This is a genomic window from uncultured Roseobacter sp., assembly GCF_947496515.1.
Classification (GTDB): Bacteria; Pseudomonadota; Alphaproteobacteria; order Rhodobacterales; family Rhodobacteraceae; genus Roseobacter.
The window spans coordinates 76,088-102,859 of sequence record NZ_CANMDB010000004.1 but is presented as its reverse complement, the minus strand read 5'-3'; the positions used below and the strand labels follow the sequence as shown (position 1 = coordinate 102,859).

Here is a 26,772-nt window from a genome sequence, read left to right as displayed (position 1 = left end):
TCATCCGTCGCCCGACAGCTGTGCCTCAATCCGCGTCATCATCCGGTCGCAGGCGGCCAGCTGCGCGAGATCGAGGCCCTCGTCCGGCTTGTGCCCGTCGGAGGCCATGTCACCCGGCCCGATGACGACCGTCTCCAGCCCGATCTGCGCGAAGTATCCGGCTTCGGTCCCGAACGCCACATGCCGCGGTTCGGCTCCCTCCAGCAGGGCGGCGACACATGCGATACTGTCAGGCCCAAGGTGTTGGTTGAGCCCGGGATAGGCGCCGGTTTGCGTGATGTCGATGAGATCGGACCGCCCCTGCTCTGCTTCGATGCGGCGGCCGAGGGATCTGATGGCGTCCAGCACCTTTGTCGCCGGTGTGACGGCCAGATGGCGAAACTCCATCTCCAGCGTCACAAGATCGGGCACGATGTTGAGCGCGCGGCCACCGTGGATTTTCCCGATATGAAGGGTGGTATAGGGAATGTCGAAGGCGGGATCCTGCGCGCCCTGTGCCAGCGTCTCCTGCAAGGACCGGGTGCCGGCGATGAATTCCGACGCGACGTGAATGGCGTTGAGGAAATTCGGTGCGAGCGCGCTGTGCCCCGCCTCTCCCCTGCAGGTCACCTGCAGGGACACCTTGCCCTTGTGGCCGGTGGCCATCTGCATGGCGGTGGGCTCCCCCACGATCACGAGCCGGGGCGCGCCCAGAAGCGGGATCAGCGCGGGGAGCATTTTGTGCAGGCCGACGCAGCCGATCTCCTCATCGTAGGACAGGACCAGCGTCAGCGGCTGTTGCAGCGCGACCTGTCCGATCCGTTCCGCGAGGGCCAGAGCAGAGGCGACGAAGCCTTTCATATCGGTCGTGCCGCGTCCGAATACACGGGCACCCTCCTGCGTCAGGGTGAAGGCGGGCCGGGTCCAGGCCTGCCCCTCGGTCGGCACCACATCCGTATGACCGGAGAGGCAGATGCCACCCGGCACCGCAGGCCCGATCCGGGCGTGCAGCCCGGCCTTGGTGCCGCAGGGCGACGGGAGGCGCGTCACGGTGAAACCGGCCGTTGCCAGAAGATCCTGCGCCCAGTCGATCAGATCGAGGTTGCTGGCCTGGCTGACGGTCGGAAAGGCGATCAGCCGCTCCAGAAGGGCCAATGTCCGGGTCATGAAGGCTGACCCTCCGACAGGGTTCTGAGGACGGCCAAGACGTCCTTTGCCCGGGTTTCGGGGTTCACGATGCAGAGCCGAAAGACCTTTTGCCCGCGCCAGACCGTCGGCAGGCACAAGAGCGCGCCGGAGCGGCGGTGCCTCTCGGCCCAGACGTCCATATCCCGGTCGGTCATCGCGTCGGGCCGAAACAGGATGACGGAAAGCTGCGGGCCGAGGATCCGCTGGACACCGGGCATCGCGTCGATGCCGTCCGCGATCTGCCGTGCGGTGTCGATGGTGGCGGCAATGGCCGCGCCATAGGCCTCTGTGCCGTGGGTCGCCAGCGCGTACCAGAGCGGCAAACCGCGGGCACGGCGGGTCAGGTGCAGCGCGTAGTCGGACGGGTTCCAGTGGGTGTCGTCAAGTGCGTCGAGGTATTCGGCGCGTTGCCCGTGGGCGTTGGCACCGTCGGCGGCGTTGCGGTAGATCAGCGCGCAACTGTCGTAGGGGGCAAAGAGCCATTTGTGCGGATCGACGATGAAGCTGTGCGCGCGCTCAATCCCGGAAAAGATCGGACGCATCGCAGGATCCGCAAGCGCGGCAAGCCCGTAGGCACCGTCGAGATGGAGCCACAGGTCATGGTCCCGGGCGAGATCCGCAAGGCCCGCGATGTCATCCACAGCACCGGAGTTCGTGGCCCCCGCGTTGGCCACGATGGCAAAGACACCCGGCGTCAGGGCAGCGCGGGCCACGGGCGCGGCCAGACCGCCCGACGGGTCGGGGGGTACCGCGATCACATCCACATCCATGACGCGGGCAACGGCCCGGATGGAGCTGTGCGCATCCGTCGAACAGAGGATCGCGCGCCGCCCGGCAGGCGGTGATGCGGTCCGGCGTTCCTTCCAGGTCCGCGCGGCGTGCAAGGCGCTCAGGTTGCCAAGCGTGCCACCGGCCACAAAGACACCGCCCGCCTGCCCGTCCCACCCGGCCAGATCCGACAGCCAGCGCAGGGCCTGGTTTTCCGCATGGATGGCGCCCGCCCCCCCGTCCCAGTTTCCCGCGAAGATCCCCGCCGCCCCGAGGGCTGCATCAAAGCTCAGCGCCGCCTGACTGGGGGCAGAGGCCACGAAGCTCAGCGATGTGGGGTGACCAAAGGGGCGCGTGGCGGGCACGATTCTGTCGGTAAAAAGGGCAAAGGCGCGCTCCGCCCCGATGCCCGACGGGGTGATCGAGCCGCCCAGAAGAGGGTCCAGCGTGGCACGGTCCTGTGCGCCGTGGGTTGGATCGGGTCCGCCCAGAATGCGCCCGCGGGTCCAGTCCAGAACCCTGTCTACCATCGTCGCGGGATAGGGAAAGGGGCGCATCACCCTGCGGCAAGCTCTGTGATTTCGCGGCGAAACGGGAGCGCATCGCCGATGTCTTCACCGTCAAGCTCGCGCGCGTAGCGGTGCCCGGCGTAGACGGCCCAGGCGATGGGCCCGGGGGCGTTCGCATCGCCGATGATCTGCACGGTCTTGATGCCCGCATCCGCCCATTCCGCCTGCCGCGCTGTGAGGTCGCGGTAGACTTCGTTGGTCTCGACGCGCGACGCGACCATCACGACGGCGTCACAGGGGGTCTCGCGGCGCTGATCGGTAAAGGTGCAATTGCTCTGCACGTGACCCACGCCAATCGCGGTTACGCCGCGGTTGAGCTCAATGGCCACGCCCATCCCGGCGAGACGTCTGTGGATTTCGTGCTGCTCCAGCGTGTTGAGCGTCCATTCGCTGACGTATGCGGCGGGGGTGATCAGCGTCACGGTGCAGCCCTTCTGCACCAGAAGCTCGGCCAGAACGCCGCCCATGTAGTAGTGATCATCGTCATAGATCACCACATGACCGGATGGTGCAGCACCGCTCATCAGATCGTCAGGTGTGAAAAGCGGCATGGCGGCGTCGATCTCAAAGGGGACCACGTGCTGGCGGGCGACCCCGTCGCGCCGCCAGGTGGCGCCGGTTGCAAGGCACACATGCTCGAACCCGAATTCCAGCACGCTGTCTGCATCCAGTCTGCTGTCGAAGTAGATCTCGACGTTGCTCTTCTGGCGGATCTGGTAGGCGCGGTAGTCCGCGACGCGGCCCCAGGCGCTCAGACCCGGCAGATGCCGTTCCCGTGCCACGCGCCCGCCAAGCGCTGTGCCAGCCTCGGCCAGCACCACGTCATAGCCCCGCTCGGCCAGGGCGCGCGTGGCTTCGAGCCCTGCTGGGCCCGCGCCCACGACCAGCACGCTTTGACTGCCGCCCTTGGGGTTCATCCGCTCCGGGTGCCAGCCCTTGCGCCACTCTTCCATGAAGGTGGGGTTCTGCGTGCAGCGGCTGATCGACATGGTCATGTCACCGCTGACGCAGATGTTGCAGCCGATACATTCGCGGATGTCGTCGATCCGGCCTTCGTCGATTTTGCGCGGCAGGAACGGATCGGCGATGGATGGACGCGCGCAGCCGATGAAATCAAGCGTGCCGGAGGTGATCATGCGGGCCATGACATCGGGGCTGGTGAACCGCCCGACACCGACAATGGGGCGATCCGTCAGCGCGTGGATGCCCTGCACCAGCGCCTGCTGCGCTGCTTCTTCCTTGAACCGCGACGGGCCGGAGCAGTCTTCCCACGTGCCGTGGGCGAGGTCCCACAGATCCGGCAGGTTGCGGTTCATCTCGACGAATTCGCGCACCTCGGCGTTGGAAAAGCCAAGGTCGCCAATCGTTTCATCCAGCGACACCCGCAGGGTCAGCCCCATGGTATCGCCGACCGCGTCGCGGATGTCGGCCACCACCTCGCGGGCAAAGCGCGCGCGGTTCTCCAGCGGGCCGCCGTATTCATCGCTGCGGTGGTTGGTCACGCGGCTGAGGAAATGCTGAAAGATCCCGAAGCCGTGCGCACCATAAAGGCAGATCAGATCAAATCCGGCGGCTTTGGAGCGTTTGGCGGCATTCACGAACCATCGCCGCAGATCCCGGATGTCAGATTTATCCAGCGCGCGCGCCTGCACGGGATCATTGGTAAAGGTGCGGATGGGTTGGGCGGAGACGGCCAGAGGCACCTCGCGGGTGTAGAGGTTGGGGCCGTTGACGCCGGAATAGGCCAGCTGGATCCCCGCCAGCGCCCCGTGCGATTTCATCGCCTCCGACATCCGGCGCAGCAGCGGGATGTCCTTGTCCTCCCACAACCGCAGCTCGATGAAGGGGGTAATCTCGGAGGTATGGTGCATCTCGCATTGCTCGGTGAAGATCACGCCCCAGCCGCCTTCGGCCTTGGAGCCGCGCATGGCCGCGGCCGCCGACGGATCCCGGTAGCCGCCACCGTTACAATGCGGCACCTGATAAAAGCGGTTCTTGGCGGTCACCGGTCCGATCCGCATGGGCTCGAACAGGACATCGTATCGGGGATCACGCAAGGCAAGGGCTCCTGTGGCAGGCGGTGGTCGCCTGAACGTGACAGAGAATGGGCGCGGGCTAAAGTCACCGATCCGAAACCATGGCTTAGGTTTTGCTAAACCGGTTTTGCGAGCGGCACGCCGGGAAAGCCCCAGTCGGCCACGGTTTTTTCGGTATGATCCACAAAGGCGCTGATCGTCAGCACCTTGCGCGCGCCCGGCGGCAGGATCAGGCCCAGGCGCATGGGCCGCAGATCGCCCCGGAGCGGCACGAACCGCAGCGCGCGGCCATCGGGCGACAGATCCGACTGAGGCCGGATGTTGGCAATGCCAAAGCCGAACCCGTTGGCCACCAGCGAGCGCATCACCGCCATGTCCCGGGTGCGTTCCACGATCCGGGGGCGGGTTTTGGCCGCATCAAAGAAGCTCAGGAAATAGTCGCTGCTCAAGGGCAGATCGAGCAACACCATCGGGTGATCCAGCAGGTCCTCGACACAGAGCCCCGCCCGGTCCGCCAGCGGATGATCCGCGGCCAGCATCGCGTAGGGCGGCAGCGCGCGCAGCGGCAGAAAGTCTAGATCGGGCGGGATCTCCAGATCATAGGAAAGTGCGAGATCAATTTCGGCGCGGCGCAGCTTGTCGATGAGAGCGGGCTGGTCGGCCTCGATCTGCTGGGCCTGAACGTCCGGGTAGATCGCCGCGAACTTGCGGCGAATGGCGGGCAAAAGCACCTGCGCAAAGGTGAGCAGGCACCCGATCCGCAGCGGGCCTTGCACCTTGCCCGAGATGGTGTCGGCCAGCTGGTTGAGCAGCCGCGCCTCGGCCAGAACGCGGGCGGCGTGGTCCAGAAACTGGCGGCCCGTTTCCGTCAGGCTCAGACCATGGGCATGTTTGCGCACGAACAAAGGCAGGCTGAATTCGGCCTCCAGCTGCGAGATGGCCGCGGAAATGGACGGTGACGAGACATTGACCCGCGCGCTGGCCGCCGCGATGGAGCCTTCTTCGCAGACGGCGACGAAATATTCCAACTGGCGCAGGGTAAATCGCATGGGCATGGGCGCAACCTTGCAGCTAGGGGGCGGCGCAGCAAGCCGGATCCGTGCTCATTCGTCGCCCGGCACCCCGTATGAGGGCGCCCGGGTCGGGTCGAGCGCCCGCTGGACATACGCTTCCAGTTGCGGCTTGTAGACGGCCCAGGCCTCGCCCACGGCCTCGATCGGGCAGCCTTCCGTCCAGTCACAGCGCAAATCGGCGACGGGCCAGGGGACGCGATCCACCAGCATCATACCCGCGGAATGGACAGGCCCCGCCTCGCCCCCCGCGGCGAGACCCGCGCGCATCGCGGCCAGCAGCCGGTCGCCCAGATGCCCGGTGCTATCCGTGAACCCATCGACAATGGCCTGCGGGACGGTGTCATTGGCCAGCAGGTTGCCGCCCGAGGCCACATCCCGCCCCTCGGCCTGTGTCCAGATCCCGAGCGAGTTCGGCCCCGAGTGGATCGCCGTGCGGCCGTGCGTGTCGATGGCGAGCACCTGCCGGTAGCTCATGTGGCGGCCAAGATCGCGCAACCCGGCGATGGCCTCGGGCGCGCCCATGCCGCCCTGCATCAGATCCAGCGCGAGTGGGCCGAGTGTCGGATCGGTGATATTCTGCGAGGCGACGGCCCCGACGCCCGCCCGCGCGTAGGAACAGCGGGCCGCGACGGCCGGTGACGAAGAAGAGATGGCGACACCGAACATGCCCGTCTCGGCGCAGCGGGCGACCAGTGAAAACGTCATTCGGGGATGACCGCCGTGCCGTCGATCTCGACCAGCCATTCCGGTCGCGCCAGCGCCTGCACCACCAGACCGGTAGAAACGGGATGCACGTCTTTGATGTATTCGCCCATGGTGCGGTAGATCGCTTCGCGGTGGCGCACATCGGTAATGTAGACAACGACTTTGACCAGATGCTCCATTGTGCCGCCCGCTTCCTCGATCAGCTGGCGGATGTTCTGCATGACCTTGTGGGTCTGCTCGACCGGGTCATGGCTGTCGATGTTGACCGCGTCATCGAGGTTTTGCGGGCATTGGCCGCGCAGCCAGACGATTTTGCCGCCCTGGGTGACCACGGCCTGACAGAGGTCATTGTCCAGATTTTGCTCCGGGTAGGTATCGGCAGTGTTGAATTTTCGGATACGGGTGTGGGCCATGGGCGGCTCCTCAGCGGGAAGGGGATGTCATTCGGCGGCGCTCTGCACGATGGCGGCGCTGCCGTCATAGTCGGCATAGGCGCGCCGGATGGCAATCTGATCGGCGATGAATTTCGCATCATGCCAGACACCCCAGAGAAACGTGGAACCGCGGCGCGACTGCCAGGGCAGCCCCAGAAAATAGACATCCGGTTCGCAGGAAACACCGCGCTGGTGATGCGGCGCGCCATGATCGTCGAAGCCGTCGATCTTCAACCAACTGTAATCGCGGCTGTAGCCGGTGGCCCAGATGATCGTGGTGATGCCGTCCCGCACCAGATCAAGCGACAGCGCGGGCGCACGCAGACAGGCCGGATCGCTGAGCATCACGCGCGCGTCGGGGTCCGCGGGCAGATCGAGCCCCATCCGGGCCACGTAAGCATCGGCAGCATCCAGAAGGGCCAGATAATTCGCATCCCCCGCCGCCACGTTCCGCTGCAGATCCGCGGCGAAATGCACAGCGCCCTGCCCGTACCGCTCGGTCCGGCCCACCAGCGTGACCCCGTCATGGGCCAGCCTGCGAAAATCCATGGTGTGACCGCCGCGCGCGCCGCTCACCGCGATGGTGACATGTTCGGTGCCCGGCGCCTGTGCGGCCATGTCCCACAGGCCCAGCACACCCAGCCACCAGACATTGTCGCGCCCGCGGTACCGGCGCGGAGGGCGGTCGTGAGGGCCAACGGACAGGTAGACGCGGCGCCCTGCCCGGTTCAGCTCCTCCGCGATCTGCGCGCCCGACGAACCGGAGCCCACGACCAGCACGGCACCCTCCGCGAGCTGGTCGGGATTGCGGTAATGATAGGAGTGGATTTGATCAACGGGCGCGTCTTGCGGAACGAGAGGCGGTATCACCGGCTTCTGAAAAGCCCCCGTTGCCGCGATGATGCGTGCGGCCTCGATGGTGCCTTGGGAGGTGTCGATGCGGAATCCGGGCCGACCTTCAAGTCGCCGGGCGCTCAGCACATCCACCCCGGTTCGCACGGGGGCGTCGATCTGTGCGGCGTATTGTTCGAGATAGGCCACCACGCGATCCTTGGGCACAAAGGCATCCGGGGCCTCGCCTTCAAAGCGCAGGTTGGGAAAGCGGTCGTGCCAGACCGGCCCGTTTGTCACCAATGCGTCCCAGCGGCCCGTGCGCCATGCCTCGGCCAGGCGGTGCTTTTCCAGCACAAGATGGGGGACGTTGTGGTCGCGCAAATGCTCGCTCGCCGCAATGCCCGCCTGACCTGCCCCGACCACGAGGGTGTCAATCTGTTCAACCGTCATCTGGGCTGCTCCCTGCGCGCGCTGCCGATGCCTCAGGATGAGGCAGCTCAGGGCCGGGAGAAAAGAACAGTCTGCATTACCGCGGCTTAGGGCAAACCTAAGACTGGACGCGGCGGGAAAGGTTTCCCCTAATCCAGACTTCACCAAAGACGATTCACCGCGCCGCCCGTTTGGTGCTTAGTCTGGGGCGCATCGACGGAGAGCAGGGCGTGCAGGGGATTTCATCACCCAAAGGGGGGACAGGACAGCGCGGCAGGCCGGGTGGTAGCTTGGCGGCAATAACGGGGATGCACTGATGGCGAACGGCACAACAGTTGCGGTGGACATCCGCAATGCGGTCAAGCGCTATGGTGAGTTTACCGCGCTCAAGACGATTTCGCTGGGCATTGCGGACAACGAGTTTTTCACCCTGCTGGGGCCGTCGGGCTGTGGCAAGACCACGCTTTTGCGGATGATCGCCGGGTTCGAAGACGTAACCGCGGGTGAGATTTTTCTCTACGGCGAGGAGATCGAGACCCTTCCGCCGCACAAGCGCCCGGTCAACACTGTCTTTCAGAACTACGCGCTGTTTCCGCATATGACGATCCTGGAGAACGTGGGCTTCGGGCTGGAGATGCTGGGCCAGTCGAAGGCGCAGGCCCGCACGCGCGCGGGCGAGATGCTGGAGCTGGTGCAACTGTCGCAATTCGCTGCCCGCAAGCCCGCGCAGCTCTCTGGCGGCCAGCAGCAGCGGGTGGCACTGGCCCGGGCGCTGGCGCCCTCCCCCAAAGTGCTCTTGCTGGACGAGCCGCTCTCCGCGCTGGATCTCAAGCTGCGCAAGGCGATGCAGATCGAACTGAAGCACATCCAGCGCGAGACCGGGATCACCTTTATCTTTGTCACCCACGACCAGGAAGAGGCGCTGACCATGTCGGACCGGATCGCGGTGATGTCAGCGGGCGAGTTGCAGCAGCTGGGCAGCCCGCGTGATATCTACGAGCGCCCGCGCAACAGGTTCGTGGCTGATTTCATCGGCGAGACGAACCTGCTTGATGTCACGGTGGACCGGATTGACGGCGGCATCGCGGAATGCGTTCTGGACAGCGGGCAGAGGCTGAGCTGCGAGGCAGCCGACAGTGTTGCCCCCGACAGCCGCGCGCATCTGTCCATCCGCCCCGAACGTCTGGTGCTGGGCCACGATCCCGCGGCGCCGGCGCTCAAGGCGCAGGTGCGCGAGACCATCTTTGTGGGCACTGACATCACCACCTTGCTGACACTTGAAAACGGCCCCGAGATCACCGTGCGCAGCTCCAATTCCGCCCGGGGCAACAAACGGGTCTTCGCGCCGGGCGCCCATGCCTTTGTGGCAATGGAGCCGGGTGCCGCCCGTCTGCTGGTGGACTGATGGCGGGCGGTGCTCCTGCTCCGGGCGGTGTTGCATCGCAGACCTTTGCCTCTGCGCGCAACTGGCTGCTGATGCCGTCGTGGGCGGTGCTGCTGGTCTTTGTGGCGGCCCCCGTGGCGATGATGCTGGTCTACTCCTTTCTGACAAAGGAGTTTCGGGGCGGTGTGATCTGGGAATTCTCGACCGGTGCCTATGATCAGTTCTTTTGCAACCGGGGTCTCTTCGGCGACGAGCCCTGCCAGATCGAGTGGACCTATATCAACATCTTCTGGCGGTCGATCTGGCAGGCGGGGCTGGCAACGGTTCTGTCCTTGCTGATCGGCTTTCCGACGGCCTATTTCATCGCGACGCGGTCTGAGAAGACCCGCGCGCTCTGGGTGTTTGCGATCACCATCCCCTATTGGGTCAACCTGCTGATCCGCACTGTCTCCATGAAATTTCTGCTGCGCGATCAGGGTCCGCTGAACGATCTGCTGATCGGTCTGGGGCTGACGGAGGATCCCTTGCGCATCATCAACACCAATCTGGCGGTGCAACTGGGTCTCTATTACAGCTATCTGCCGTTCATGGTGCTGCCGATCTATGCGGCGGTGGAGCGCTATAACTTCACCCTCTCGGAGGCGGCAGCGGATCTTTATGCCACCAAATGGGCGACGCTGCGGCGCATCGTCCTGCCCGCCGTGAAGCCGGGCATCGTCGCGGGCTGCATTCTGGTCTTTGTCCCCAGTCTGGGGGCCTTTCTGGCCCCGGATCTGCTGGGCGGGGCGCGGAACTTCATGATCGGGTCGCTCATCGAAGAGCAGTTCAAGGGCAACGCGGGCAACTGGCCCTTTGGGGCGGCGGCCTCGATGATCCTGCTGACGCTTGTGTTGCTGGTGCTGCTGGTGTCGGCAACCCAGCAGCGCCGCACGAAGGGCGCAGTATGAGTACGGTCACGGACGTCAGAACCTACCGGGGGTTTTTCACCGTCACCGTGCTGTGCCTCGTCATTCTCTATGCGCCGCTGGCGGTGGTCACGGTCTATTCCTTCAACGCATCAGCGTCGATCACCGTCTGGGAGGGGCTGTCGCTGCGCTGGTACTCGGACGTGTTCACCGGACCCGAGAGTGCGAAGTTCAAGCAAGCGGCCATCAACTCATTCTCGATTGCCCTGATCGCCGCCAGCGTCGCCACCGCCATCGCGGTGACAGCGGCCACCGCGATTGTGCGCGGGGGTCGGTTCTGGCTGCGCCTGCCGTCGCTCGGGCTGATCACGCTGCCCATCATGGTGCCGGAGATCGTGCTGGCGGTCGCCACGCTGATCTTTTTCAACGCGATCGGCTTCACGCGCGGCTACCTGACGATCCTCGTGGCGCATATCGCGTTTTGCATCCCCTTTGCCTACCTGCCCATTCAGGCGCGCATGCAGGGAATAGATGATACCTATGAACAGGCCGCGATGGATCTATACGCCAGCCGTGCGCAGGCCTTTCGCCGGGTTCTGCTGCCGCTGATGATGCCGGGAATCATTTCGGGCTTTCTGCTGGCGTTCATCGTGAGCCTCGATGACTTCATCATCACCAATTTCGTCAAGGGTGCTGGCGTGGAAACCCTGCCGACGGCGATCTTCGGCTCGGTCAAACAGGGCATCAAACCGAATATCATGGCGATCTCCACAATGCTCCTGGGCGTCTCGGTGGTGATGGTCACGATTTCCTACGTCGTGTCGAAGTGGGACAACACAAAATAATATCGCAACAAGGAGAAACTGACATGAAATACCTCACATCCACCGCACTGGCGCTGGCCATGAGCGCCGGGGCCGCTGCCGCCGACGGCGATCTGGTGATCTACCACTGGTTTGAATACATGCCGCAGGAGTTGCTGGACAAGTTCACGTCCGAGACCGGCATCAACGTCACCATGGATACCTACGATTCCAACGAGGCGATGCTGGCCTCGCTCAAGGCGGGCGGCATGGGCACCTATGACGTGGCGGTGCCCGGTGACTACATGGTCAAGATCATGGTCGGCGAAGGGCTGCTCGACACCATCGGCGCGGATGAGTTGGCCAACAAGGGCAATATCGCGGCGGAATGGGCGGACCCGAGCTTTGATCCCGGGCGCCAGCATTCGATCCCTTACCAGTGGGGCTCCACCGCCTTTGCGGTCGATACCGATGCCTATTCCGGCGACATCAACACGACCGATATCCTGTTCAACACGCCCGATGCGCTGAAGGGCAAGATCAACGTGCTCGACAGCCAGGGCGAGGTGCTGGCGATGGCCGCGCTGCATATGGGGATCCCGCAATGCTCCACGGATCGCGATCAGCTCAAGGCGCTCAACGACATGCTGCAGGCTGCCAAGGGCGATTGGGCCTCGTTCAATTCGGATACGGCCAAGGAGGTGCTGGTGTCGGGAGACGCTGCCGCGGGCATGATCTATGACGGGTTCAGCGCCAAGGCGCGGGAAGAGAAAGCCTCCATCACCTATGCCTTCCCCAAGGAGGGCTACGTGGTGTGGATGGACAATGTGGTGCTGCTGAAGGACGCGCCCAACCGCGAGAACGCAATCACCTTCATGGATTTCCTGCTGGAGCCGGAGAACATCGCGCAGGTGTCGAACTATGCCCGCTACGGGCTGGGCGTGACCGGTGCAGAAGCCTATCTGGATCCGGAACTGGCGACACTGCCCGAATCCAATCCGCCCGCCGATGCAGGCGAAGGTGCCTTCATCGAGGTCTGTGACGAGGCCACGCAGGCGGTCTATGATCAGATCTGGACCAATCTGAAGAAGTAAAACGGCAAGGGGCCGCCCGCACCGGGGTGGCCCCATTTGCTGACGGAGGCAATTGCATGATCATCGCGCTCTACCAGTGCCCCGAGCCGGTCTCCGTCGATGCAGGGTTGTCCACGGTGGAGACAGCGCTCGCGGAGGCCGCGCAGGCCGGTGCCCAAATGCTGGTACTGCCGGAGACCTTCCTGCCGGGCTACACACAGGTGACCGCCACGCCGCCCTCGGGCTGGTCGGAGGTACACGGCCGCCTCACCGCCGCCTGCCAGCACCACGGTGTCGCCCTGACCATCGGGTTGCCGGAGTATACCGAGACAGGCGTGTTCAACACCGCCCTCGTGCTCGGATCAGACGGACGCGAGAGAGCGCGCTATGTCAAACGGCAACTCTTTGGACCGGAGGAGGCCGCGATCTATACGGCCGGTCGGCGGGATGTGCTTTTCGACTACGAAGAGACGCGCTTTGGGCTGCTGATCTGCTATGATGTGGAATTCCCCGAGCATGTGCGTGCCCTCGCGCGGCAGGGCGCGGAGGTGATCCTGGTGCCGACGGCGAACATGATGCCCTTCACGAATGTCAATGAGATCATGGTGCCCTCCCGCGCGGCAGAGAATGCGCTGACCGTCGTCTATGCCAATTACTGCGGCACATCCGCGGGGCTGACCTATACCGGCCTGTCGCGCATCATCGGGCGCGATGGTCTGGTGCTCGCAGGCATGGAGCAGACACAGGGACTATGTGCTGCAGCGGTCTCCGGGCCGGATTTTGACGGCGCCAGCATCCCACCGGCGACGCAGTTGCGGGACTATCAAGGCGATTGATGGCCGCCTGCGCCGCTGGCATTGTCCGACCATGACACCCGCACCTTCGACAGATGTGATGGCCCTGCTGGGCGCTGCGATCGACGCGATCGGCACGCCTGATTTCCCGCGCCTGATCGGCGCGGTATGCCAGCGGGCTTGCGGGGCGGATAACATCTTTATCACGGCGCTCTTTGATGGGCATTCGCCCGCCGTGCTCTACGGCAATCACCGTCAGCCTGCGCAAAAGGCGCTGCTGTCGGTCTATCTGGAGGCGGCGTATCTGCTGGACCCGTTCGTGCTGCGCTACCAGCATGCGCGCGCCAGTGAAGCGCTGTGCCTCGGCGATGTGGCGCCGGATGACTTCGGGCAATCGGAGTACCATGCCAAGTTCTTCAAACAGATGGGGCTGGTGGATGAATGCGCGATGCTTCTGGCCTTGCCCGGCGGGGCGGGGCTGTTCATCTCCTGCGGGATCGAGCGGGAGGACGCGCGGGCCGATGCCCGGGCGCTTGCCCCCTTGCTCCCCGTGATCGACGCGCTGGCGCGGCGGCACTGGACCACGCTCAGCCCCGACAACATCGACGGCACCGGGCGGCTGTCCGCGCATCTGAACATGGCGCTGGAGCAGTTCGGCACCTCCTGCCTGAGCCCGCGCGAACGCGAAATCTCGCTGATGATCCTGCAGGGCCACAGCTCCAAGGCCATCGCGCAGATGCTGGGCAACAGCCCCGAGACGATCAAGGTCCACCGCAAGCGCGTCTACACCAAGCTGAACGTCTCCGGCCAAGGAGAGCTGTTGTCGCTGTTTCTGGAGGCGCTGCAGCGCATGCCAGCCGGAGCGCAGGGGGATCCCATCCGCTTTCTGCCAGACCGCCCTACCCCCTGATGGGGACTGTGCCGCGCGCGCGGTTTCAGCCTACGGTGGTGGCAGGCCATCCGGGGAGATCCACATATGACCATCGCTGACGCCAATTCCGCCTGGGCCAAGGACCGCGCCCATGTCCTGCATCCCTACACGGATTTCAGCACGTTCAACGCCGAAGGCAGCCATGTCATCACCGAAGCTGACGGCATGTATGTGACAGACAGCGACGGGCGCAGGTTGCTCGACGGGATTGCCGGGCTGTGGTGCGTCAACATCGGCCACGGGCGCCGCGAGATGGCAGAGGCCATCGGTGATCAGGTCCTCAAGATGCAGTATTATAACCCGTTCGGTCATTCGACCAACGAACCTGCCGCGGAACTGGGCGCGTGGCTGGCAAATCATGCGCCGGGTGATCTGAACCACGTCTATTATACCTGCGGCGGCTCCACAGCGAATGACGCCGCTGTCAGGCTGGTGCATTACTATTTCACGATGCGCGGTGAGCATCGCAAGAAAAAGATCATCTCTCGCAACAGCGGCTATCACGGTGCGACCTATGTGGCGGCGGAGCTGACGGGGATACAAGCCACCAAGATGAGCTTTGACAAGGTGGGCGAGAATTTCATCCACCATGTTTCCGCAGCTAATATGTTTGCCAAGCCCGATCACATGGACGAGGCCGCCTATTGCGATCATCTGGTGCGGGAGTTCGAAGACCGCATTCACCAGTTGGGCCCTGATAATTGTGCCGCCTTCATCGCGGAACCGGTAATGGGTGCGGGCGGCGTGCTGGTGGCACCAAAGGGCTATCACAGGCGGATGTGGGAGGTCTGCAAACGCCACGGCATGCTCTATATCGCCGATGAAGTCGTGACCGCCTTCGGACGTCTGGGACATTGGTTTGCGTCACAGGAGGTCTATGACTACACGCCCGATATCCTCGTCTGCGCCAAGGGCATCACCTCGGGGTACATTCCGTTGGGGGCCACGCTGATCTCGGACGAGATCTACGAGGTGATCAGCCAGCCGCAGTGCGAAGGCGGTGTCTTTTCCATGGGGCTGACGTACTTCGGGCATCCGGTGGCCTGCCGGGCGGCACTGGAGAACATCGCGATCATCGACCGTGATGGCATTTTGGCAAACGCCAAGAAGATGAGCCGCTATTTCCAGACGGCGCTGCAAACGCTGTCGAGCGATGCGCATGTGGCCGATGTGCGCGGACAGGGCCTGATGCTGGCGCTTGATCTGATGAAGGACCCCACCACAAAACGCCCGTTTGCGGTCTCCGCAAAGGCCAGTGCGCGCGTCTTCGACGCCTGTGTGAAGGCGGGTCTTATCGTCCGACCGGTCGGAGACCGCATTATCCTGTCGCCCCCGCTTATTCTCGAAACAGCCCATGTGGACCGGATGGTCGAGGTGCTAGGCCATGCGCTGAGCGTTCTGGAGGACTGCGACTGACAGCGCGCGAGTGGGTTTGCGGCAGGGTTCCCATCACCCGATGATGATGCGGGCTTTGATGCGCGTCTGTCTCCGATGGCCCCGGCGGCATGGTGTGAAAATCTGGTCGGATCTCCGGTCGGGACACCGCGCTATCGGGTGAAGGCCAGGACACTGTCGGTCAGCAGCTTTGCGGCAGTCAGGGCGAGAAAACCGTAGACGACTTTCACAAACACCTCCTGTTTTATGTAGGCATGGCACCGGGCGCCGATGAAAACGCCCACAAACAGCACCGGCGCCAGCGTGACGCTTGTCAGCAGGCTGGTCATCGACAGCGTGCCCGTCGCCCCGTAGGCGATGGTCTTGATCACGTTCAGGGTAAAGAAAAAGACCGTGTTCGTTCCCACAAACCAGGTCTTTTCGAGGTTTTGCCGCAGCAGATACCCTTTGACGGGGGGGCCGCCCGCGTGGGCCACGAAACTGGAAAAGCCGGACAAAAGACCCAACGCCCAGACGACGGGGCGCCGCGTGGGCCGGGATCCGTGCGTTGCCCGGCGGGAGGCGAGAAACTGTCCCACGAAGAACGCTGCCAGAAGACCGATGACCAACCGGATCACATCGGCGTTCATCAAACCGAAGGTCAGGCTGCCCAGCACCAGCCCCAGCACCGCTGCAGGCAACAAGCCCAGGATAATCCGCTGATCCCATGTTCGGCGGAACCGCCAGACGATCAGCACATCCATGGCCAGCAGTATCGGCATCATCACAGCCGCCGCGAACTGCGGCGCCACAAAGAGAGACATCAGCGGGACAGCCATCACACCGAGCCCCCCGCCGAACCCGCTTTTGGAGATACCTGTCAGCAAGATGGACAGGGCAGCGACCCCATAGAACGACAGAGCGAGATCGGTAGAGAGCGTCAAATTCATGATTTTTCATGTAGATGACGCCGGTAGATCTTTGAAACGATTTGATATGCGTTTAAGAAACGCAAATGACGATTTCATTTGATCTCAACACGCTCAAGACGTTTTTGCTGGTCGCCCAGCACCTGAACTTCACCATCGTCGCCGGAAAACGACACACGGTTCAATCGGCCGTCAGCGCTCAGATCAGGAAACTGGAGGCATCGCTGGGTCAGCCTTTGGTGTCGCGTGGTCGCGGTCAGACCATGCACCTGACGGCGGAGGGGGAGGCCTTTCTGGTCTATGCGCGCCGGATCGTTGCGCTGTCGGAGGAAGCCGTTGAAACGGTCCGAACGACCAAATCCCGGCAAATCCTCAGGCTGGGCACGACCGTCACGCTGGCGCTCTCCGTCGTCAGCGAGGTGCTCAGAGACTTCGCCGTCAGACAACCCGGCGTTCAGATCCAGATCCAGTGCGACCGCAGCGACAGGCTGCTGGAGCGCTTGGAAGAGGGCGAGATTGACGTTGCCTATATGATGGATCAGGGGCGTCACAGTCTGCGCCGGTTCGTCCATTCGACCAAGCTAGACTGGGTGTGTGCGCGTGATTTCGTGTTGCCGAAAGATGGTCCTATCCCGCTGGCGTTTCTGACCGACGGTCGCGATTTGAGGCAATACGCGCTGAAGGCGCTGGACAATGCGGGCCTGCAAGGCCACGTCACCCATCTCAGCCCCCATCCGATCGGGGTTCGCGCGTTGGTTCAGGCAGGGTTGGCGCTGACGGTGATGCCGCGCCAGACCATCGTAGGGCCGCTGAGCACCGCGCCCGACACCCTCGACCTGCCCCCGCTCTCTCCTGTCGCTCTGGCGGCCTATCACGCGCCGCGAGACGGCTTGTCGAGCGCAAACCTGCTGCTCAGCCAGTTGGAGGCCATGTCCCGGTAGAGCGCGCGCGGCCATTGCCAGAGGCGCGATCACCGTGCCAGCCAGACGCAGAGACTGCCGGGGCCGGTCCCTTTGCGCGGGCCGAAGGCGCTGCCTTTCAGCCAAAAACCTTGGGAGGTCGATCACCTTGGTTCAGACACTGCTGATCCGAAAGAGCCGTGTCATCCCGCACTGGCGTCGGAGTCCCTGCGCGCTCGGCCCCTCGATGAAACCTCAGCCACGCGTCAGATCAGCAGTTTGCGCAGGGCGGTCCGATCCACTTTCGAATTGTGACGCCGGTCCAGCGGGATCGACGGGACGTGCCGCACATCCGCAATTCCAAACGTTGCGGCCCGGGAGCGCCATGCCTCGCCGTGCTCTGCCTTACCGGCAACTACCAGAACCGCCGTCTTGTTCAGCGCCATCAGGGCCACCTGATCAACACCCGGCCACATCCGGGCTGCGGTCTCTATGGCGAACGGGTGCAGCACGCCGGTGTCGATCGTCACCTCGTCGCCAACCCTGCCCAGCAACCAGAGCCGTCCTTGCTCGTCGAGCTGCCCGGCATCGCCTGTCCGGTGCCAGATCGTATCGCCTTCGACGACTTTGGTCTCCTGATCGCGGGCAGGGTCGAGATAGCCGCGGTTCACGTGATCCCCGGCGATCTGAATTTCGCTATCCACGATCCGCAGGCGAACCGCATCCACAGGGTGCCCTGCGAACAGGCCATAGCCCTCTTCCACCGTCTGGGCATGCGCGATGGGCTCGGCCTCGGTCGAGCCATAGACGGTGGTGATCTTGAGCCCGTCGGAAATGTCTTGCAGGCGGCGAATGACATCCGGGAAAACGGGGCCGCCACCGGTGAAGATCTGGCGCAGCTGTCCGGTGTCTTGCGCCTCAATCAGCTTGTCGCAAAGCGCAGGCGGCAACAAGGCGCGGGTACACTTGTTGGCCGATATCCACCCGACAAGCGATGCCGGGTCGAGACCGGCCAGTCTGGACATCTTCCAGTTGGGCAGCACGGAGGTCCGCCCTTCGGCCAGGTTGATCAGAACGAACACGGGAAAGGTCACAAGATCGATCTCTTCCCCGTCGCTATGGAGCAAGGGGGCCACCGCTTTCCACTGCGCCATCAGAAACGCATGTGTGCGCGGGATCGCTTTGGGAATTCCGGTTGTGCCGGATGTGAAGGAGATGAGGGCGACGCTGTCAGGGTCCGCACCATGGCTCGGCGGTGCCGCGTCGCACCCCTTGCCAGGTGTCAGCAGACGCGCGCGCCACAGGCGGGGAAGCAGCAGCCTGATCCACCTGTAGGGACCTGCCGCGCAAAAGAATTTGGGATGTGTCGCGTCAACCGCGGTTCTGACCCCGGCCAGCCCCATCGCGGGTTCCGGCAGAACGGCGGTTGCCCCCAGCGACCAGAGCGCGGCAAGGGACGCGTAAAGATCGGGGCCGATCCCCATAGCGACCAGCACCCGGTCACCGGGGCGCACGCCCCTCGCATACCATCCGGCGGCGTAGGTTTCCGCCAGCGCTTGCAGATGCGAAAACGTATGAGCCGCGCCGGTGCCGTCAATCAGCGCCGTACGCGCGCTGTGCTTCGCCGCTGACCGGGCGAAGGCCGCGACAAGGGTGGTCACAAGACACGCCCCATCAGCGCGTAGCGGCGAAAGATCTCCGCCCCGTTGAGGCCCGACCGAAGCGCCGACAGGTTGTCGTCATGCATCAGCGCATGGATGACCCTGTCAAACTTCATCGCCTTGGCGTTCACGTAGAACTGATGGGACAGCCAATGCCCGGCCCCCTTTTGCAGCGAGGCGTAGGTCTTGAGGATCACGGTGGTCGGCTCCGGCCCTTCGGCATAGTTTGGAATGCCGAACAGAAAGCCCACCAGCGCACCGGTGCGGTCGCGGGCGAAAAGGATCAGGTCCTGTTTCAGGAGCGGCACCACCGGGCGATACATCGCGAGGAAGTCCGACAGGGCAATCGGTTTGTAGAATGGGTTACCTGCAAAGGCCGCGCAGGACAGCTCATGAACCTGGGTAAACAGCGCATCCGCATCGGTGCCGTCCCACGGCTCCACGGTGAATTCATCCGTATCCCTGGGCTTGGGTCCCGGCAAATCGGACAAAGGTGCGGAGGCCGAAAAATAGGACGAGATCACGTCGAAGCCGGCAGCACGAAACGCAGCCTCATCATGGGCGGCACTGCTGGGTTCCATCAGGAAAGGCGGCTGCTCCCCCCGCTCGCAGATCAGACGGTAGGCATGCCAGGTGTCCCCTTCCATGGGGCCGATCAGCGCTTTGGCCCCCCTGGCTCTGGCGCGGGTTGCGGCATCGCTCAACAGGCGCGCGCCCGCCTCCGCCGAGGCGAAGGTGCATTTGCCAACCGTCGCGACCCGGGTATGGCCAGCCCACGCGGGCCCGTCAAACCAGAGCGTCACCTGCCCGTCGTCGGTTTTCAGTGTCTCGACCGTCATGTACCGCTCACCATCATGCCATAGCTGAGCCCCGGCACGACCTGTGCCAGAAGCGTGAGTTTTGCGGCGCGGTGGGTGTCGAATAACGACGGCCTCAACGCCCCTGCAAGCACCGTGGCGCCCACCACCAATGTGCCGATCAGCATCAGGTCACGTGGCCATGGCACAAAGGTCAGATTGTACGGCATCAAGAGGCTGTAGAGCCCGAACAAGACACATCCCATCACCGTCGCCAACGCCACGCGCAACCACAGAGGTTTGCGCCCCAGAGCGAGCGCCACAAAGCCCGTAGCAAGACCGACCGACATCAGCCCGTAGTACATCAGCGCACTCGTATCGGCCAGCAACCCGACTGCCAACCATCCAAAACTCGCCAGAGCGAAAGCTGCCACCATATCGAGCGCCGGATGAGCCGCGCTGCACGGGTTCAGGCGGTGGGCTACCGCGTGCAGGAGAAACACCAGCAAGGGCAGAACGGTGTTCTGAACGGCGACCACCGAGATGAGCAAGAAGGTTGCGATGATATAGACCCGCGCTTCGTGCCGGGTGATCCGCAGGGACGGAGCGACGCGCAGGAACAAAACGATCGCCATCAGGAACTGGACCGTCAGTAGGACGAGGTCTTGCCACGGGCTGTCCAGATGGCTTTGCAGAAAGACCAGCAGACCCGCGGGCAGAAAGAAGTTGTCAAACCCGCGCCAGCTGTCGGCTTCGACCAGTGTTCCGAAGGCGGCGACCATCGTGGCGATCAGGATGACGCCGGGGCGCGAGACATCGGACAACAGCAGCAGGCACACCATCGAGATGACCAGCGTGACCCCGAAAAAGACAACCGATCCCTCGACCGATTTTTGGCCGTCTTCGACCGCGAAAAATTTCCGACCGTAGCGGCTGCCCGCCAGTGCGGCAGCGGCATCCGCCAGGGTCAGTGTCGCAAGGGGCAGAATGTAGAGAATGGCATTGCCGTCCGCCAACAAAAAGACGGTGCCGACGGCGACGGCCAGCAGAAAATCCCCGTAGGATTTGCGCTCTACCCCGTGCAGCGTCTCGCCGATGCCGCCTTGTGAAAAGGCGGGCAAGCGCAGGAGTGTCATCATCACGAGGGTCAGCCCGATCAGCATGAACACCGGCCAGTCGTCGGTGAACAGCCACGGCAGGCTCAGCGCATAAAGCCCTGTGCCAACATGGACGATCTTGCGCTGCACTTCGGCGGGCACGTCGCGCGCATTGGCGAGGGGTTTGACCCCTGCCATCAGCCCGAGCAACAGCGCGACTGAGGCACATGCGATGGCGATCTGCGCAGGTATGCTCATCCGGTGACTTGCTCGACAACGAAGTCAGAGTAGAAAAACGCCTTATCTAGGGCTTTCAGCCGGTCTTCCTCGGCGGTCAATCTGATCACCTCGTCCGCAAACCGCGGCGGGACACGGCGGGGCGCCATCATGTTCCAATAGACCAGACGGGCCTGCGGGCGCGCCGCGCTGAGGATCTGCCCGTAGACCTGGGCAAAGACGTCCCCAGACATGTATTCGAAAGTATCCGACAGGTTGAAGCCATCCGCCTTGTCACCGTCTTGGATAAATGCCTCCAGCGCGCCTTGGCGAATATCCAGCCGGTCAAGCCTGTCGCGGATCGTCGCGTAGTGTTCGGCGCGCCATGGCATCGGAACAATATCACCGTGGGTGCCTTTCAGGATCCAGTGCAGATAGGGGTTTTGCGAGGGATCACAGTCAACAGCCGCATGTTCGATCCGGCGAGCCACGTGCCCGGCGACGGAGCCTTCGACGTGATCAAAGAATGCCTTGTCCCGGCCCATCTGTCCCATCACGAACCGTGAGAAAAAGAAGTTGAGCAGCAGCCGCCACCGCCAGGTATTGAACCGCGTGCTCAGGAAATCCGCGCGGTCCGCCTTGGACCGCGGGACAAAAATCGCGTCGATGGTTTTTCGGGAATGCACCAGCGGCAGCAATCTTGTGCGGAAGATGCGGAAATAACGCTCGAACTTGCCAACACCCCCTGCCCCATGCGCGATCACCTCTGCCCGGCGGGCGTGCCAGAAGTCTCGCGTTTGCGCGTCGAGCGCCGCCGTCGCGCGGTCCAGCAACGTACCGCGCTGCGTGCTTGGCCGTGATCCCATCAGTTCGAGGAATTCGGGGTGCGACAGCGCTCGGTACGCCCCGATCCGCAGGTGCAGACAGGCGATCTGGGCCGCTGAGAGATCAACGACGACAACCCGCGCGGGGTCAAGGGTCAGCATCGCCAGGGCGTTGTCACCCGCCGAACAGATCGACACGAGCGTCTTGCCCGGCGCCTGCGGCAGTGCCGCGCATAAGACATCCGCGTCTTCCCACAGTTGCGCATAACGGATGTGATCAAAGCTTGCCTTTCCGGCGATTTCGGATGTCTGTGTCATGGCTTTTTCACCACCCCGGTTGCCCCGTCCACCTGCAGCAGCTCACCGTCCTTGACCCAGCGGGTGGCGCCTTTCAGGCCAACGACGCAGGGAATGCCCAGTTCCCGCGCGACGATGGCAGAGTGGGACAGCAGCGATCCGCGTTCGACCACGATGGCACTTGCGTTGGAAAACACCGCGATCCAGCCGGGGTCGGTGTGCCGCGCCACGAGGATCTCACCCGGGGCAAGGCTTTCGGTCCGGGGATCGCGGATCACCCTGGCCTTTGCGGTGACCAGCCCTGCCGAGCATCCTGTCGCCGTGCGCGTATCACCTGTTTCGCTCTGCGCGGGCGGGGCGTGGCTGATCGCCGCTGGCAGGATCGCAGGCCCCCGAACCTCGATGCGTTCGGGCGGATCTTCCCGCCGGGAAGAGGCCGCATCCTCGGCCTGCCGCAACGCAATCAGCCCCCGCAAGTCCGGCGACAGACCGAACCCTTCAATCGCGCCCATCACCTCAGCGACGGTCAGGTAAAACACGTCGCGGGGCTGGTCGATCAGATCGCGTGCCGCGAACTCCCGGCCCATTGCCAGAAAGACCTGACGGGCCCTGCCGAACAGCCGCGTGCGTTCAAACCGCAGGTTTTCCCGGTCGCGCACACGCGCTTTGGTCCAGGTGACGATGCCCTTTGCCACCCGGGCCCTGATCGGTTTGCCACGAAAGATCGTCGTCCAGTCCGGCTCCTGCCCGGTCGCATGTGCCGCGGGCGGGCGTGTCGCGCTGGCGGCGATTGCTGAGACAAGCTGCGATGGGTCCTCGGTCAGCGGAATGGATTCCAGCTTCAGCTCTTCGGTACAGCGGTCGCCGAATTTCGCGAGATACGCGGCAAGCTCGTCCCACAGTGCCGGATGGGTCTCGATGCGGTCCGGCGCAATGCTGTGCTCGGCCACGATGCGGCCCATGCGCGCAATGCGCCGTGCAGGTTCCGCTGACACGATATCGCCCTGCCCGATCATGACATTGTTGTGCAGCGTCAGCCCGTCATCCCCCAACCATCGCTTCAGCAGGTTTCGCGATGCGCCAAACGCGATCATGCACAGAAAGTCATTGACCAGCGGCGCATCCCACCGGTCCAGCAAGGTGCTCTCAATGCGGCGGTATTCGCTGGCAAGGTGCGTGAGGGTGGCGGTGTCCAGCCCAAGATCGCTCTCCAGTGCCGCATTCAACCGCGCGTAAAAGCGGCGGCGGGTCCGCGGCAACAGCAAGGCCTCGACCACCAGCCGCGCGCTGACACCGATGAGTTTCGCGTATTCGGCAGCTTTCGCAAATCCCTTGGCGGGCGGTGGGCCGATGCTGTTCGTCACCTCCGCCGGCAAGGGCGTGTCGACCCCCATCATGGTTTCCATATACGCACGGTTCAGGGCAAAACCGGGCAGCAGCGCCAGCGCGCGGTACCAGTTGACCAGATTGTAGTACACCCGCCCATCCACGCGGCCCAGCATGTTGCCGAAAACGGCCGTGTTATCCGCGATTGTGCCCTGCCTGACGCCCAGAAGGGCCACAAAGGAGCGGTAGACGCGGTCGTACACATGCACGGCGAAACTATAGGTCAAGGGCGACACCAGGCCGGGATAGCTTTCAACGATGTTGGAATTGTCAAAGATCGTCAGGGCCGTGTCGGGGCGGGCCGCCGGTTTGAGCGCGGTGGTAATGGGGCGCAACTGCAGGATGTGCAGACCTGCCGCGTCGATTGCCCATTCGATGTCCTGCGGGCTGCCGAATGCGGCCTCGGCCTTGCGCGCCAGATCGGCGATGCTCTGGACCTCCGCATCGGACAGAACGGGCTTTTGCGGAGCCGTGACGGTGTCCGCCACGATCCAGCTTTGACCATCGACTTCACCACTGACCAGAGCATCGCCGAGCCCTTCGACCGCCGAGATGACCACCCTGTCGCGCCGCCCGCTGACCGGGTCCGCGCTGAAGGCGACACCGGACACACGCGCGTCGATCATTTGCTGCACTACGATGGCAGGGGCCCGCGCATCACCGCCGGATTTCACCGCGCGGTAAGTGGTGACGGTTTTGCCAAAACCCGACACCCAGACCCTGGCAGCGGCATCGATGACCCCCGCCGCATCCACATTGAGGAACGTGTCGAACTGGCCTGCGTGACTATGCTCAGCGCCGTCTTCCGCATGGCCGGAGGATCGCACGGCGTAGGGACCGGGGCCAATGGATTTCAACGCCGTGCGGACAGCTGTTTTCAGGCCACGGCGCGGCTTGCCCTCGTGGAACGCCTCTGCGCTGATCACGAAGGATGGGGGCGGGTTGAACCCGTGTTCGGCCAGTCTGGCGAGGGATGCGCCCTTGCCCCCGGCCTGGGCGGGATCCGTGTTGTCGACCCAGATCATGGCAGTCCTCCCAGGGCGAGGGGCAGGAAACCTGCCGTCGCGTAGCAGCCAAAGACCCAAAGCCCTGCCACAGTGTCCATCTGCTTTTCCGCTTTGGGGGTCGGATCGGCGGCGTAGCGGCGCGCCCGGTGGGCACAAAACGCAAAGCCGATAAGGCTGATGGCCGCAAAGACCGCAGCGAACCCCGTCGCAGCGCCAACGCCGGTCAGCAGCAGAGCCGATATGCCGACGAAAACCAGCCAGATCCGCGCGGCCTGCCCCGCTCCCCAGAGACCTGAATAGGTGTCTACGCCTGCCCGCTCATTCTCCGGCGACCGGAGCTTGCGACCAATCTCCAGGACACACCCGTTCGAAAAGGACAACGCAATGAACAACCAGAGCGCCGGTGCCGCCGTCCCGTGGGGCAGCCATTCTATGCCGGTCAGCAGCACATCGATCAGCGGCATGATCGCCATATGAGACAGCAAATACATGACCGGGCGCGCCTTGAGCCACGCAGGGACGCCGAATTCGACCGTCATCGCGGTCAGCCAGGCCCAGGTGAGCAAGAGCAGCCAGACATGGCCCGCCCCATGCAGCAGAGCCAACAGGATCGCCAGGGGTATGGTTGCGATCCCAAGCGAGACGATCAGTCGAAGCGTGACCAACCCGCGGGGGATGGGGCGTTCCGGGCGATAGGCGGCATCGTCCGCGCCGTCCTTTACCTCATCCGCGACACGCATCTGAAAGAACAGAATGAGGGCGAGGCAAAAGCCGATCAGATAGGCCGGTATGCCGGGCAACGGACGGTCTGCCAGCACCGCGGAGAGGGTGATGGATGCTGCGGAAAAACACGCCAGAAGGGGGACGGTTTTGGCCAGCGGGAACCGTTCGGCCTGGTAGATCCACAGACGTTGCAGCAGTGTCATCTCAACCGTGCCAGGCTCTCGTGGGCGCGGGTGAAATCCCCGGCGGCAATCGCGGCCACGATCGAGATCTCGCCACACAGACACACCGCAGCCGTGACCTCGGCAAGTGCGGCCCCTTTGCCCGCCCCTTTCAGACCCAGAATGTTGAGCCCCGCGCTCTGGCTTGCCAGACCGGTGCCGCCCCCGACGGATCCCACGAGGATGTTGGGCATGGTAACGGAACAGAACAGCGCGTCACCGCGGGCCTCCATCCGGGTAAAGCCCAAGGCACTCTCCGCAACACAGGCCGCATCCTGGCCGGTTGCGATATAGAGTGCGGCCAGGGCGTTGGCGTAATGCGCCTGCGCGCCCATCTGGCCCGAGAGCTTTGCACCCAGATCCGCAATGCGCCCGTAATCCAGCATGGCCTGCGCCGTGGTCCCGAGGGTCTTTTCGATGATCGCGGCAGGCAGCATGACAGACGCGGTGACCTTGCGCCCGCGCCCTGTCATCAGCCCGAGCGCCGAGGCTTTCTTGTCGCCCGAAAAATTGCCCTCGATATACCAGCGGTTGATGGGGACAGGACACTCCGCCGCGATCCTGTCGCACAAAGCATGGGTCGCGATCGTGACCATGTTCTGGCCCGACGCATCGCCCGTGGTGTAGCGGCAGATCAAAAAGACAACGTCGGTGTCGACGACGGGCTCGACGGCAATCAGCTTGCCATGCTTCGTGGTACCTTCCGCCGCGTCACGCAGGGCGTCGATCGTGTTGGCGACCCACTCCACAAAGAGCCCCGCGTTCAGGATGTCGTCAAAGACAAAAGCGGGCGTGCGAATGACACCTTCGTAGAGGACCGCCGTGCTGACGCCCCCTGCCTTGGTGGCTGCATAGGCGCCGCGCCCGTAGGATGCCACAAGGGCGGCTTCGGTCGTGGCCAGAGGTATGTGGAAGTCATCTGCGGCGTTGACACCGTTGACGCGCAGCGGCCCGATCACCCCGACGGGCACCTTGACCGTGCCGATGTAGTTTTCGATGTTGCCGGAATAATCCTGCGCTGACGCAAGGCTCGCCGGATCTGCAATCACATCGCGGTCCTGCGTCGAGGCCGGGCCAATCAGGCGCGCCCAGTAGCGCAAAGCGCTCGCTTCGGAGGCAGTGCGGACGGGTCGCAGCGTGCGAAAAGGTGCATTTCGCGACCTCATCTGAGCCCGCAGTTTCTCGGGCGTGAACTTCGCACGCATCCGCGTGAGCATCGCCTGGACATGGGTGGGGACGGTCACGAACCTTCTCCGATCAATCGCGCGCCTGTTGCTCATGTCCGAATGCGCATTGTGGCTCCGCCGGTCAAGGCGTTTTCGGGGCGGCTTGTGGTCAGTCACGCTCCGCGTTCTACGTCATGACTGTTCGGGCTAAGCAGTGTCGGACAGCATTTGTCCCTTTGCACGCCGCGAGGGTATCGCCGCATCCCACGC

Annotated in this window: 23 protein-coding genes; 8 read left to right on the top strand and 15 right to left on the bottom strand. The window is 63.8% G+C overall.

Going from position 1 to position 26,772, the window contains the following annotated elements; genetic code table 11:
• The 7 genes from argE to Q1A53_RS09295 all read right to left on the bottom strand — a co-directional run bounded on the left by argE (nt 1) and on the right by Q1A53_RS09295 (nt 8,036).
• On the bottom strand, nt 1-1,146 hold the full coding sequence (gene argE / locus Q1A53_RS09325) for an acetylornithine deacetylase (RefSeq protein ID WP_299965505.1): 1,146 nt from the start codon (nt 1,144-1,146) through the stop codon (nt 1-3).
• Nucleotides 1,143-2,492 (bottom strand): aminotransferase class V-fold PLP-dependent enzyme, encoded by a 1,350-nt coding sequence (locus Q1A53_RS09320; protein ID WP_299965503.1) that lies wholly within the window; start codon nt 2,490-2,492, stop codon nt 1,143-1,145. The genes argE and Q1A53_RS09320 overlap by 4 nt, the downstream gene beginning before the upstream one ends.
• Nucleotides 2,492-4,561, bottom strand: coding sequence for an FAD-dependent oxidoreductase (locus tag Q1A53_RS09315; protein WP_299965501.1), 2,070 nt, complete (start codon nt 4,559-4,561; stop codon nt 2,492-2,494). The genes Q1A53_RS09320 and Q1A53_RS09315 overlap by 1 nt, the downstream gene beginning before the upstream one ends.
• Before the next feature lie 95 nt (nt 4,562-4,656).
• Complete coding sequence (locus Q1A53_RS09310; RefSeq protein ID WP_299965497.1) at nt 4,657-5,595, bottom strand: LysR family transcriptional regulator; 939 nt, start codon at nt 5,593-5,595, stop codon at nt 4,657-4,659.
• Nucleotides 5,596-5,643: 48 nt separating this feature from the next.
• Nucleotides 5,644-6,318 (bottom strand): DUF1028 domain-containing protein, encoded by a 675-nt coding sequence (locus tag Q1A53_RS09305; protein ID WP_299965495.1) that lies wholly within the window; start codon nt 6,316-6,318, stop codon nt 5,644-5,646.
• Nucleotides 6,315-6,731 (bottom strand): RidA family protein, encoded by a 417-nt coding sequence (locus Q1A53_RS09300; RefSeq protein WP_299965493.1) that lies wholly within the window; start codon nt 6,729-6,731, stop codon nt 6,315-6,317. Before Q1A53_RS09300 ends, Q1A53_RS09305 begins: the two co-directional genes overlap by 4 nt.
• Nucleotides 6,732-6,758: 27 nt before the next feature.
• Nucleotides 6,759-8,036 (bottom strand): NAD(P)/FAD-dependent oxidoreductase, encoded by a 1,278-nt coding sequence (locus tag Q1A53_RS09295; protein WP_299965491.1) that lies wholly within the window; start codon nt 8,034-8,036, stop codon nt 6,759-6,761.
• 295 nt (nt 8,037-8,331) lie between these two features.
• Between Q1A53_RS09295 and Q1A53_RS09290 the strand changes: the two genes are divergently transcribed.
• From Q1A53_RS09290 to Q1A53_RS09260, 7 genes are all read left to right on the top strand, one after another.
• Nucleotides 8,332-9,420 carry an ABC transporter ATP-binding protein gene (locus Q1A53_RS09290; protein ID WP_299965488.1) on the top strand — a complete coding sequence of 363 codons (1,089 nt, stop codon included), beginning with the start codon at nt 8,332-8,334 and terminating at the stop codon, nt 9,418-9,420.
• The gene (locus tag Q1A53_RS09285) at nt 9,420-10,346 is read left to right on the top strand and encodes an ABC transporter permease (protein ID WP_299965485.1); all 927 of its coding nucleotides are present in this window, start codon (nt 9,420-9,422) and stop codon (nt 10,344-10,346) included. The genes Q1A53_RS09290 and Q1A53_RS09285 overlap by 1 nt, the downstream gene beginning before the upstream one ends.
• Nucleotides 10,343-11,149 (top strand): ABC transporter permease, encoded by an 807-nt coding sequence (locus Q1A53_RS09280; RefSeq protein WP_299965482.1) that lies wholly within the window; start codon nt 10,343-10,345, stop codon nt 11,147-11,149. Before Q1A53_RS09285 ends, Q1A53_RS09280 begins: the two co-directional genes overlap by 4 nt.
• Nucleotides 11,150-11,172: 23 nt before the next feature.
• On the top strand, nt 11,173-12,201 hold the full coding sequence (locus tag Q1A53_RS09275; RefSeq protein ID WP_299965480.1) for an extracellular solute-binding protein: 1,029 nt from the start codon (nt 11,173-11,175) through the stop codon (nt 12,199-12,201).
• 56 nt (nt 12,202-12,257) lie between these two features.
• On the top strand, nt 12,258-13,016 hold the full coding sequence (locus tag Q1A53_RS09270) for a nitrilase-related carbon-nitrogen hydrolase (protein ID WP_299965477.1): 759 nt from the start codon (nt 12,258-12,260) through the stop codon (nt 13,014-13,016).
• 31 nt (nt 13,017-13,047) lie between these two features.
• Nucleotides 13,048-13,884: a helix-turn-helix transcriptional regulator gene (locus Q1A53_RS09265; RefSeq protein WP_299965475.1), complete on the top strand. Its 837-nt coding sequence runs from the start codon at nt 13,048-13,050 to the stop codon at nt 13,882-13,884.
• A 66-nt stretch (nt 13,885-13,950) separates the two neighbouring features.
• On the top strand, nt 13,951-15,321 hold the full coding sequence (locus Q1A53_RS09260; protein ID WP_299965473.1) for an aminotransferase: 1,371 nt from the start codon (nt 13,951-13,953) through the stop codon (nt 15,319-15,321).
• A gap of 131 nt (nt 15,322-15,452) precedes the next feature.
• On the opposite strand, the gene Q1A53_RS09255 is transcribed toward Q1A53_RS09260, so the two are convergent.
• A complete protein-coding gene (locus tag Q1A53_RS09255; protein WP_299965471.1) occupies nt 15,453-16,229 on the bottom strand; it encodes a sulfite exporter TauE/SafE family protein in 777 nt (258 codons plus the stop codon).
• 65 nt (nt 16,230-16,294) lie between these two features.
• Here Q1A53_RS09255 and Q1A53_RS09250 point away from each other — a divergent pair, with 65 nt between their 5' ends.
• Nucleotides 16,295-17,149 carry a LysR family transcriptional regulator gene (locus tag Q1A53_RS09250; RefSeq protein ID WP_299965469.1) on the top strand — a complete coding sequence of 285 codons (855 nt, stop codon included), beginning with the start codon at nt 16,295-16,297 and terminating at the stop codon, nt 17,147-17,149.
• A gap of 224 nt (nt 17,150-17,373) precedes the next feature.
• On the opposite strand, the gene Q1A53_RS09245 is transcribed toward Q1A53_RS09250, so the two are convergent.
• The 7 genes from Q1A53_RS09245 to Q1A53_RS09215 are packed head-to-tail and all read right to left on the bottom strand — an operon-like array spanning nt 17,374 to nt 26,580.
• Nucleotides 17,374-18,768 (bottom strand): AMP-binding protein, encoded by a 1,395-nt coding sequence (locus tag Q1A53_RS09245; protein ID WP_299965467.1) that lies wholly within the window; start codon nt 18,766-18,768, stop codon nt 17,374-17,376.
• Entirely contained in the window at nt 18,765-19,607 is an 843-nt protein-coding gene (locus Q1A53_RS09240) for a hypothetical protein (RefSeq protein ID WP_299965465.1), read from the bottom strand. The genes Q1A53_RS09245 and Q1A53_RS09240 overlap by 4 nt, the downstream gene beginning before the upstream one ends.
• Nucleotides 19,604-20,920, bottom strand: coding sequence for a hypothetical protein (locus Q1A53_RS09235; protein ID WP_299965463.1), 1,317 nt, complete (start codon nt 20,918-20,920; stop codon nt 19,604-19,606). Before Q1A53_RS09235 ends, Q1A53_RS09240 begins: the two co-directional genes overlap by 4 nt.
• On the bottom strand, nt 20,917-22,020 hold the full coding sequence (locus tag Q1A53_RS09230) for a DUF3419 family protein (RefSeq protein ID WP_299965461.1): 1,104 nt from the start codon (nt 22,018-22,020) through the stop codon (nt 20,917-20,919). Before Q1A53_RS09230 ends, Q1A53_RS09235 begins: the two co-directional genes overlap by 4 nt.
• Nucleotides 22,017-24,410 carry a PEP/pyruvate-binding domain-containing protein gene (locus Q1A53_RS09225; protein ID WP_299965459.1) on the bottom strand — a complete coding sequence of 798 codons (2,394 nt, stop codon included), beginning with the start codon at nt 24,408-24,410 and terminating at the stop codon, nt 22,017-22,019. The genes Q1A53_RS09230 and Q1A53_RS09225 overlap by 4 nt, the downstream gene beginning before the upstream one ends.
• Nucleotides 24,407-25,318 (bottom strand): UbiA family prenyltransferase, encoded by a 912-nt coding sequence (locus tag Q1A53_RS09220; RefSeq protein ID WP_299965457.1) that lies wholly within the window; start codon nt 25,316-25,318, stop codon nt 24,407-24,409. The genes Q1A53_RS09225 and Q1A53_RS09220 overlap by 4 nt, the downstream gene beginning before the upstream one ends.
• A complete protein-coding gene (locus tag Q1A53_RS09215; protein ID WP_299965455.1) occupies nt 25,315-26,580 on the bottom strand; it encodes a hydroxymethylglutaryl-CoA reductase in 1,266 nt (421 codons plus the stop codon). Before Q1A53_RS09215 ends, Q1A53_RS09220 begins: the two co-directional genes overlap by 4 nt.
• Nucleotides 26,581-26,772: the final 192 nt, after the last annotated feature.

Bases quoted from the DNA above. Each gene is read 5' to 3' on its own strand.
- Q1A53_RS09285 (WP_299965485.1), top strand. From the start codon at position 9,420: ATGGCGGGCGGTGCTCCTGCTCCGGGCGGTGTTGCATCGCAGACCTTT.
- Q1A53_RS09265 (WP_299965475.1), top strand. From the start codon at position 13,048: ATGACACCCGCACCTTCGACAGATGTGATGGCCCTGCTGGGCGCTGCG.
- Q1A53_RS09305 (WP_299965495.1), bottom strand. From the start codon at position 6,318: ATGACGTTTTCACTGGTCGCCCGCTGCGCCGAGACGGGCATGTTCGGT.
- Q1A53_RS09275 (WP_299965480.1), top strand. From the start codon at position 11,173: ATGAAATACCTCACATCCACCGCACTGGCGCTGGCCATGAGCGCCGGG.
- Q1A53_RS09225 (WP_299965459.1), bottom strand. From the start codon at position 24,410: ATGATCTGGGTCGACAACACGGATCCCGCCCAGGCCGGGGGCAAGGGC.
- argE (WP_299965505.1), bottom strand. From the start codon at position 1,146: ATGACCCGGACATTGGCCCTTCTGGAGCGGCTGATCGCCTTTCCGACC.
- Q1A53_RS09255 (WP_299965471.1), bottom strand. From the start codon at position 16,229: ATGAATTTGACGCTCTCTACCGATCTCGCTCTGTCGTTCTATGGGGTC.
- Q1A53_RS09220 (WP_299965457.1), bottom strand. From the start codon at position 25,318: ATGACACTGCTGCAACGTCTGTGGATCTACCAGGCCGAACGGTTCCCG.
- Q1A53_RS09240 (WP_299965465.1), bottom strand. From the start codon at position 19,607: ATGACGGTCGAGACACTGAAAACCGACGACGGGCAGGTGACGCTCTGG.
- Q1A53_RS09250 (WP_299965469.1), top strand. From the start codon at position 16,295: ATGACGATTTCATTTGATCTCAACACGCTCAAGACGTTTTTGCTGGTC.
- Q1A53_RS09290 (WP_299965488.1), top strand. From the start codon at position 8,332: ATGGCGAACGGCACAACAGTTGCGGTGGACATCCGCAATGCGGTCAAG.
- Q1A53_RS09260 (WP_299965473.1), top strand. From the start codon at position 13,951: ATGACCATCGCTGACGCCAATTCCGCCTGGGCCAAGGACCGCGCCCAT.
- Q1A53_RS09295 (WP_299965491.1), bottom strand. From the start codon at position 8,036: ATGACGGTTGAACAGATTGACACCCTCGTGGTCGGGGCAGGTCAGGCG.
- Q1A53_RS09310 (WP_299965497.1), bottom strand. From the start codon at position 5,595: ATGCCCATGCGATTTACCCTGCGCCAGTTGGAATATTTCGTCGCCGTC.
- Q1A53_RS09235 (WP_299965463.1), bottom strand. From the start codon at position 20,920: ATGAGCATACCTGCGCAGATCGCCATCGCATGTGCCTCAGTCGCGCTG.
- Q1A53_RS09280 (WP_299965482.1), top strand. From the start codon at position 10,343: ATGAGTACGGTCACGGACGTCAGAACCTACCGGGGGTTTTTCACCGTC.
- Q1A53_RS09270 (WP_299965477.1), top strand. From the start codon at position 12,258: ATGATCATCGCGCTCTACCAGTGCCCCGAGCCGGTCTCCGTCGATGCA.
- Q1A53_RS09230 (WP_299965461.1), bottom strand. From the start codon at position 22,020: ATGACACAGACATCCGAAATCGCCGGAAAGGCAAGCTTTGATCACATC.
- Q1A53_RS09300 (WP_299965493.1), bottom strand. From the start codon at position 6,731: ATGGCCCACACCCGTATCCGAAAATTCAACACTGCCGATACCTACCCG.
- Q1A53_RS09320 (WP_299965503.1), bottom strand. From the start codon at position 2,492: ATGCGCCCCTTTCCCTATCCCGCGACGATGGTAGACAGGGTTCTGGAC.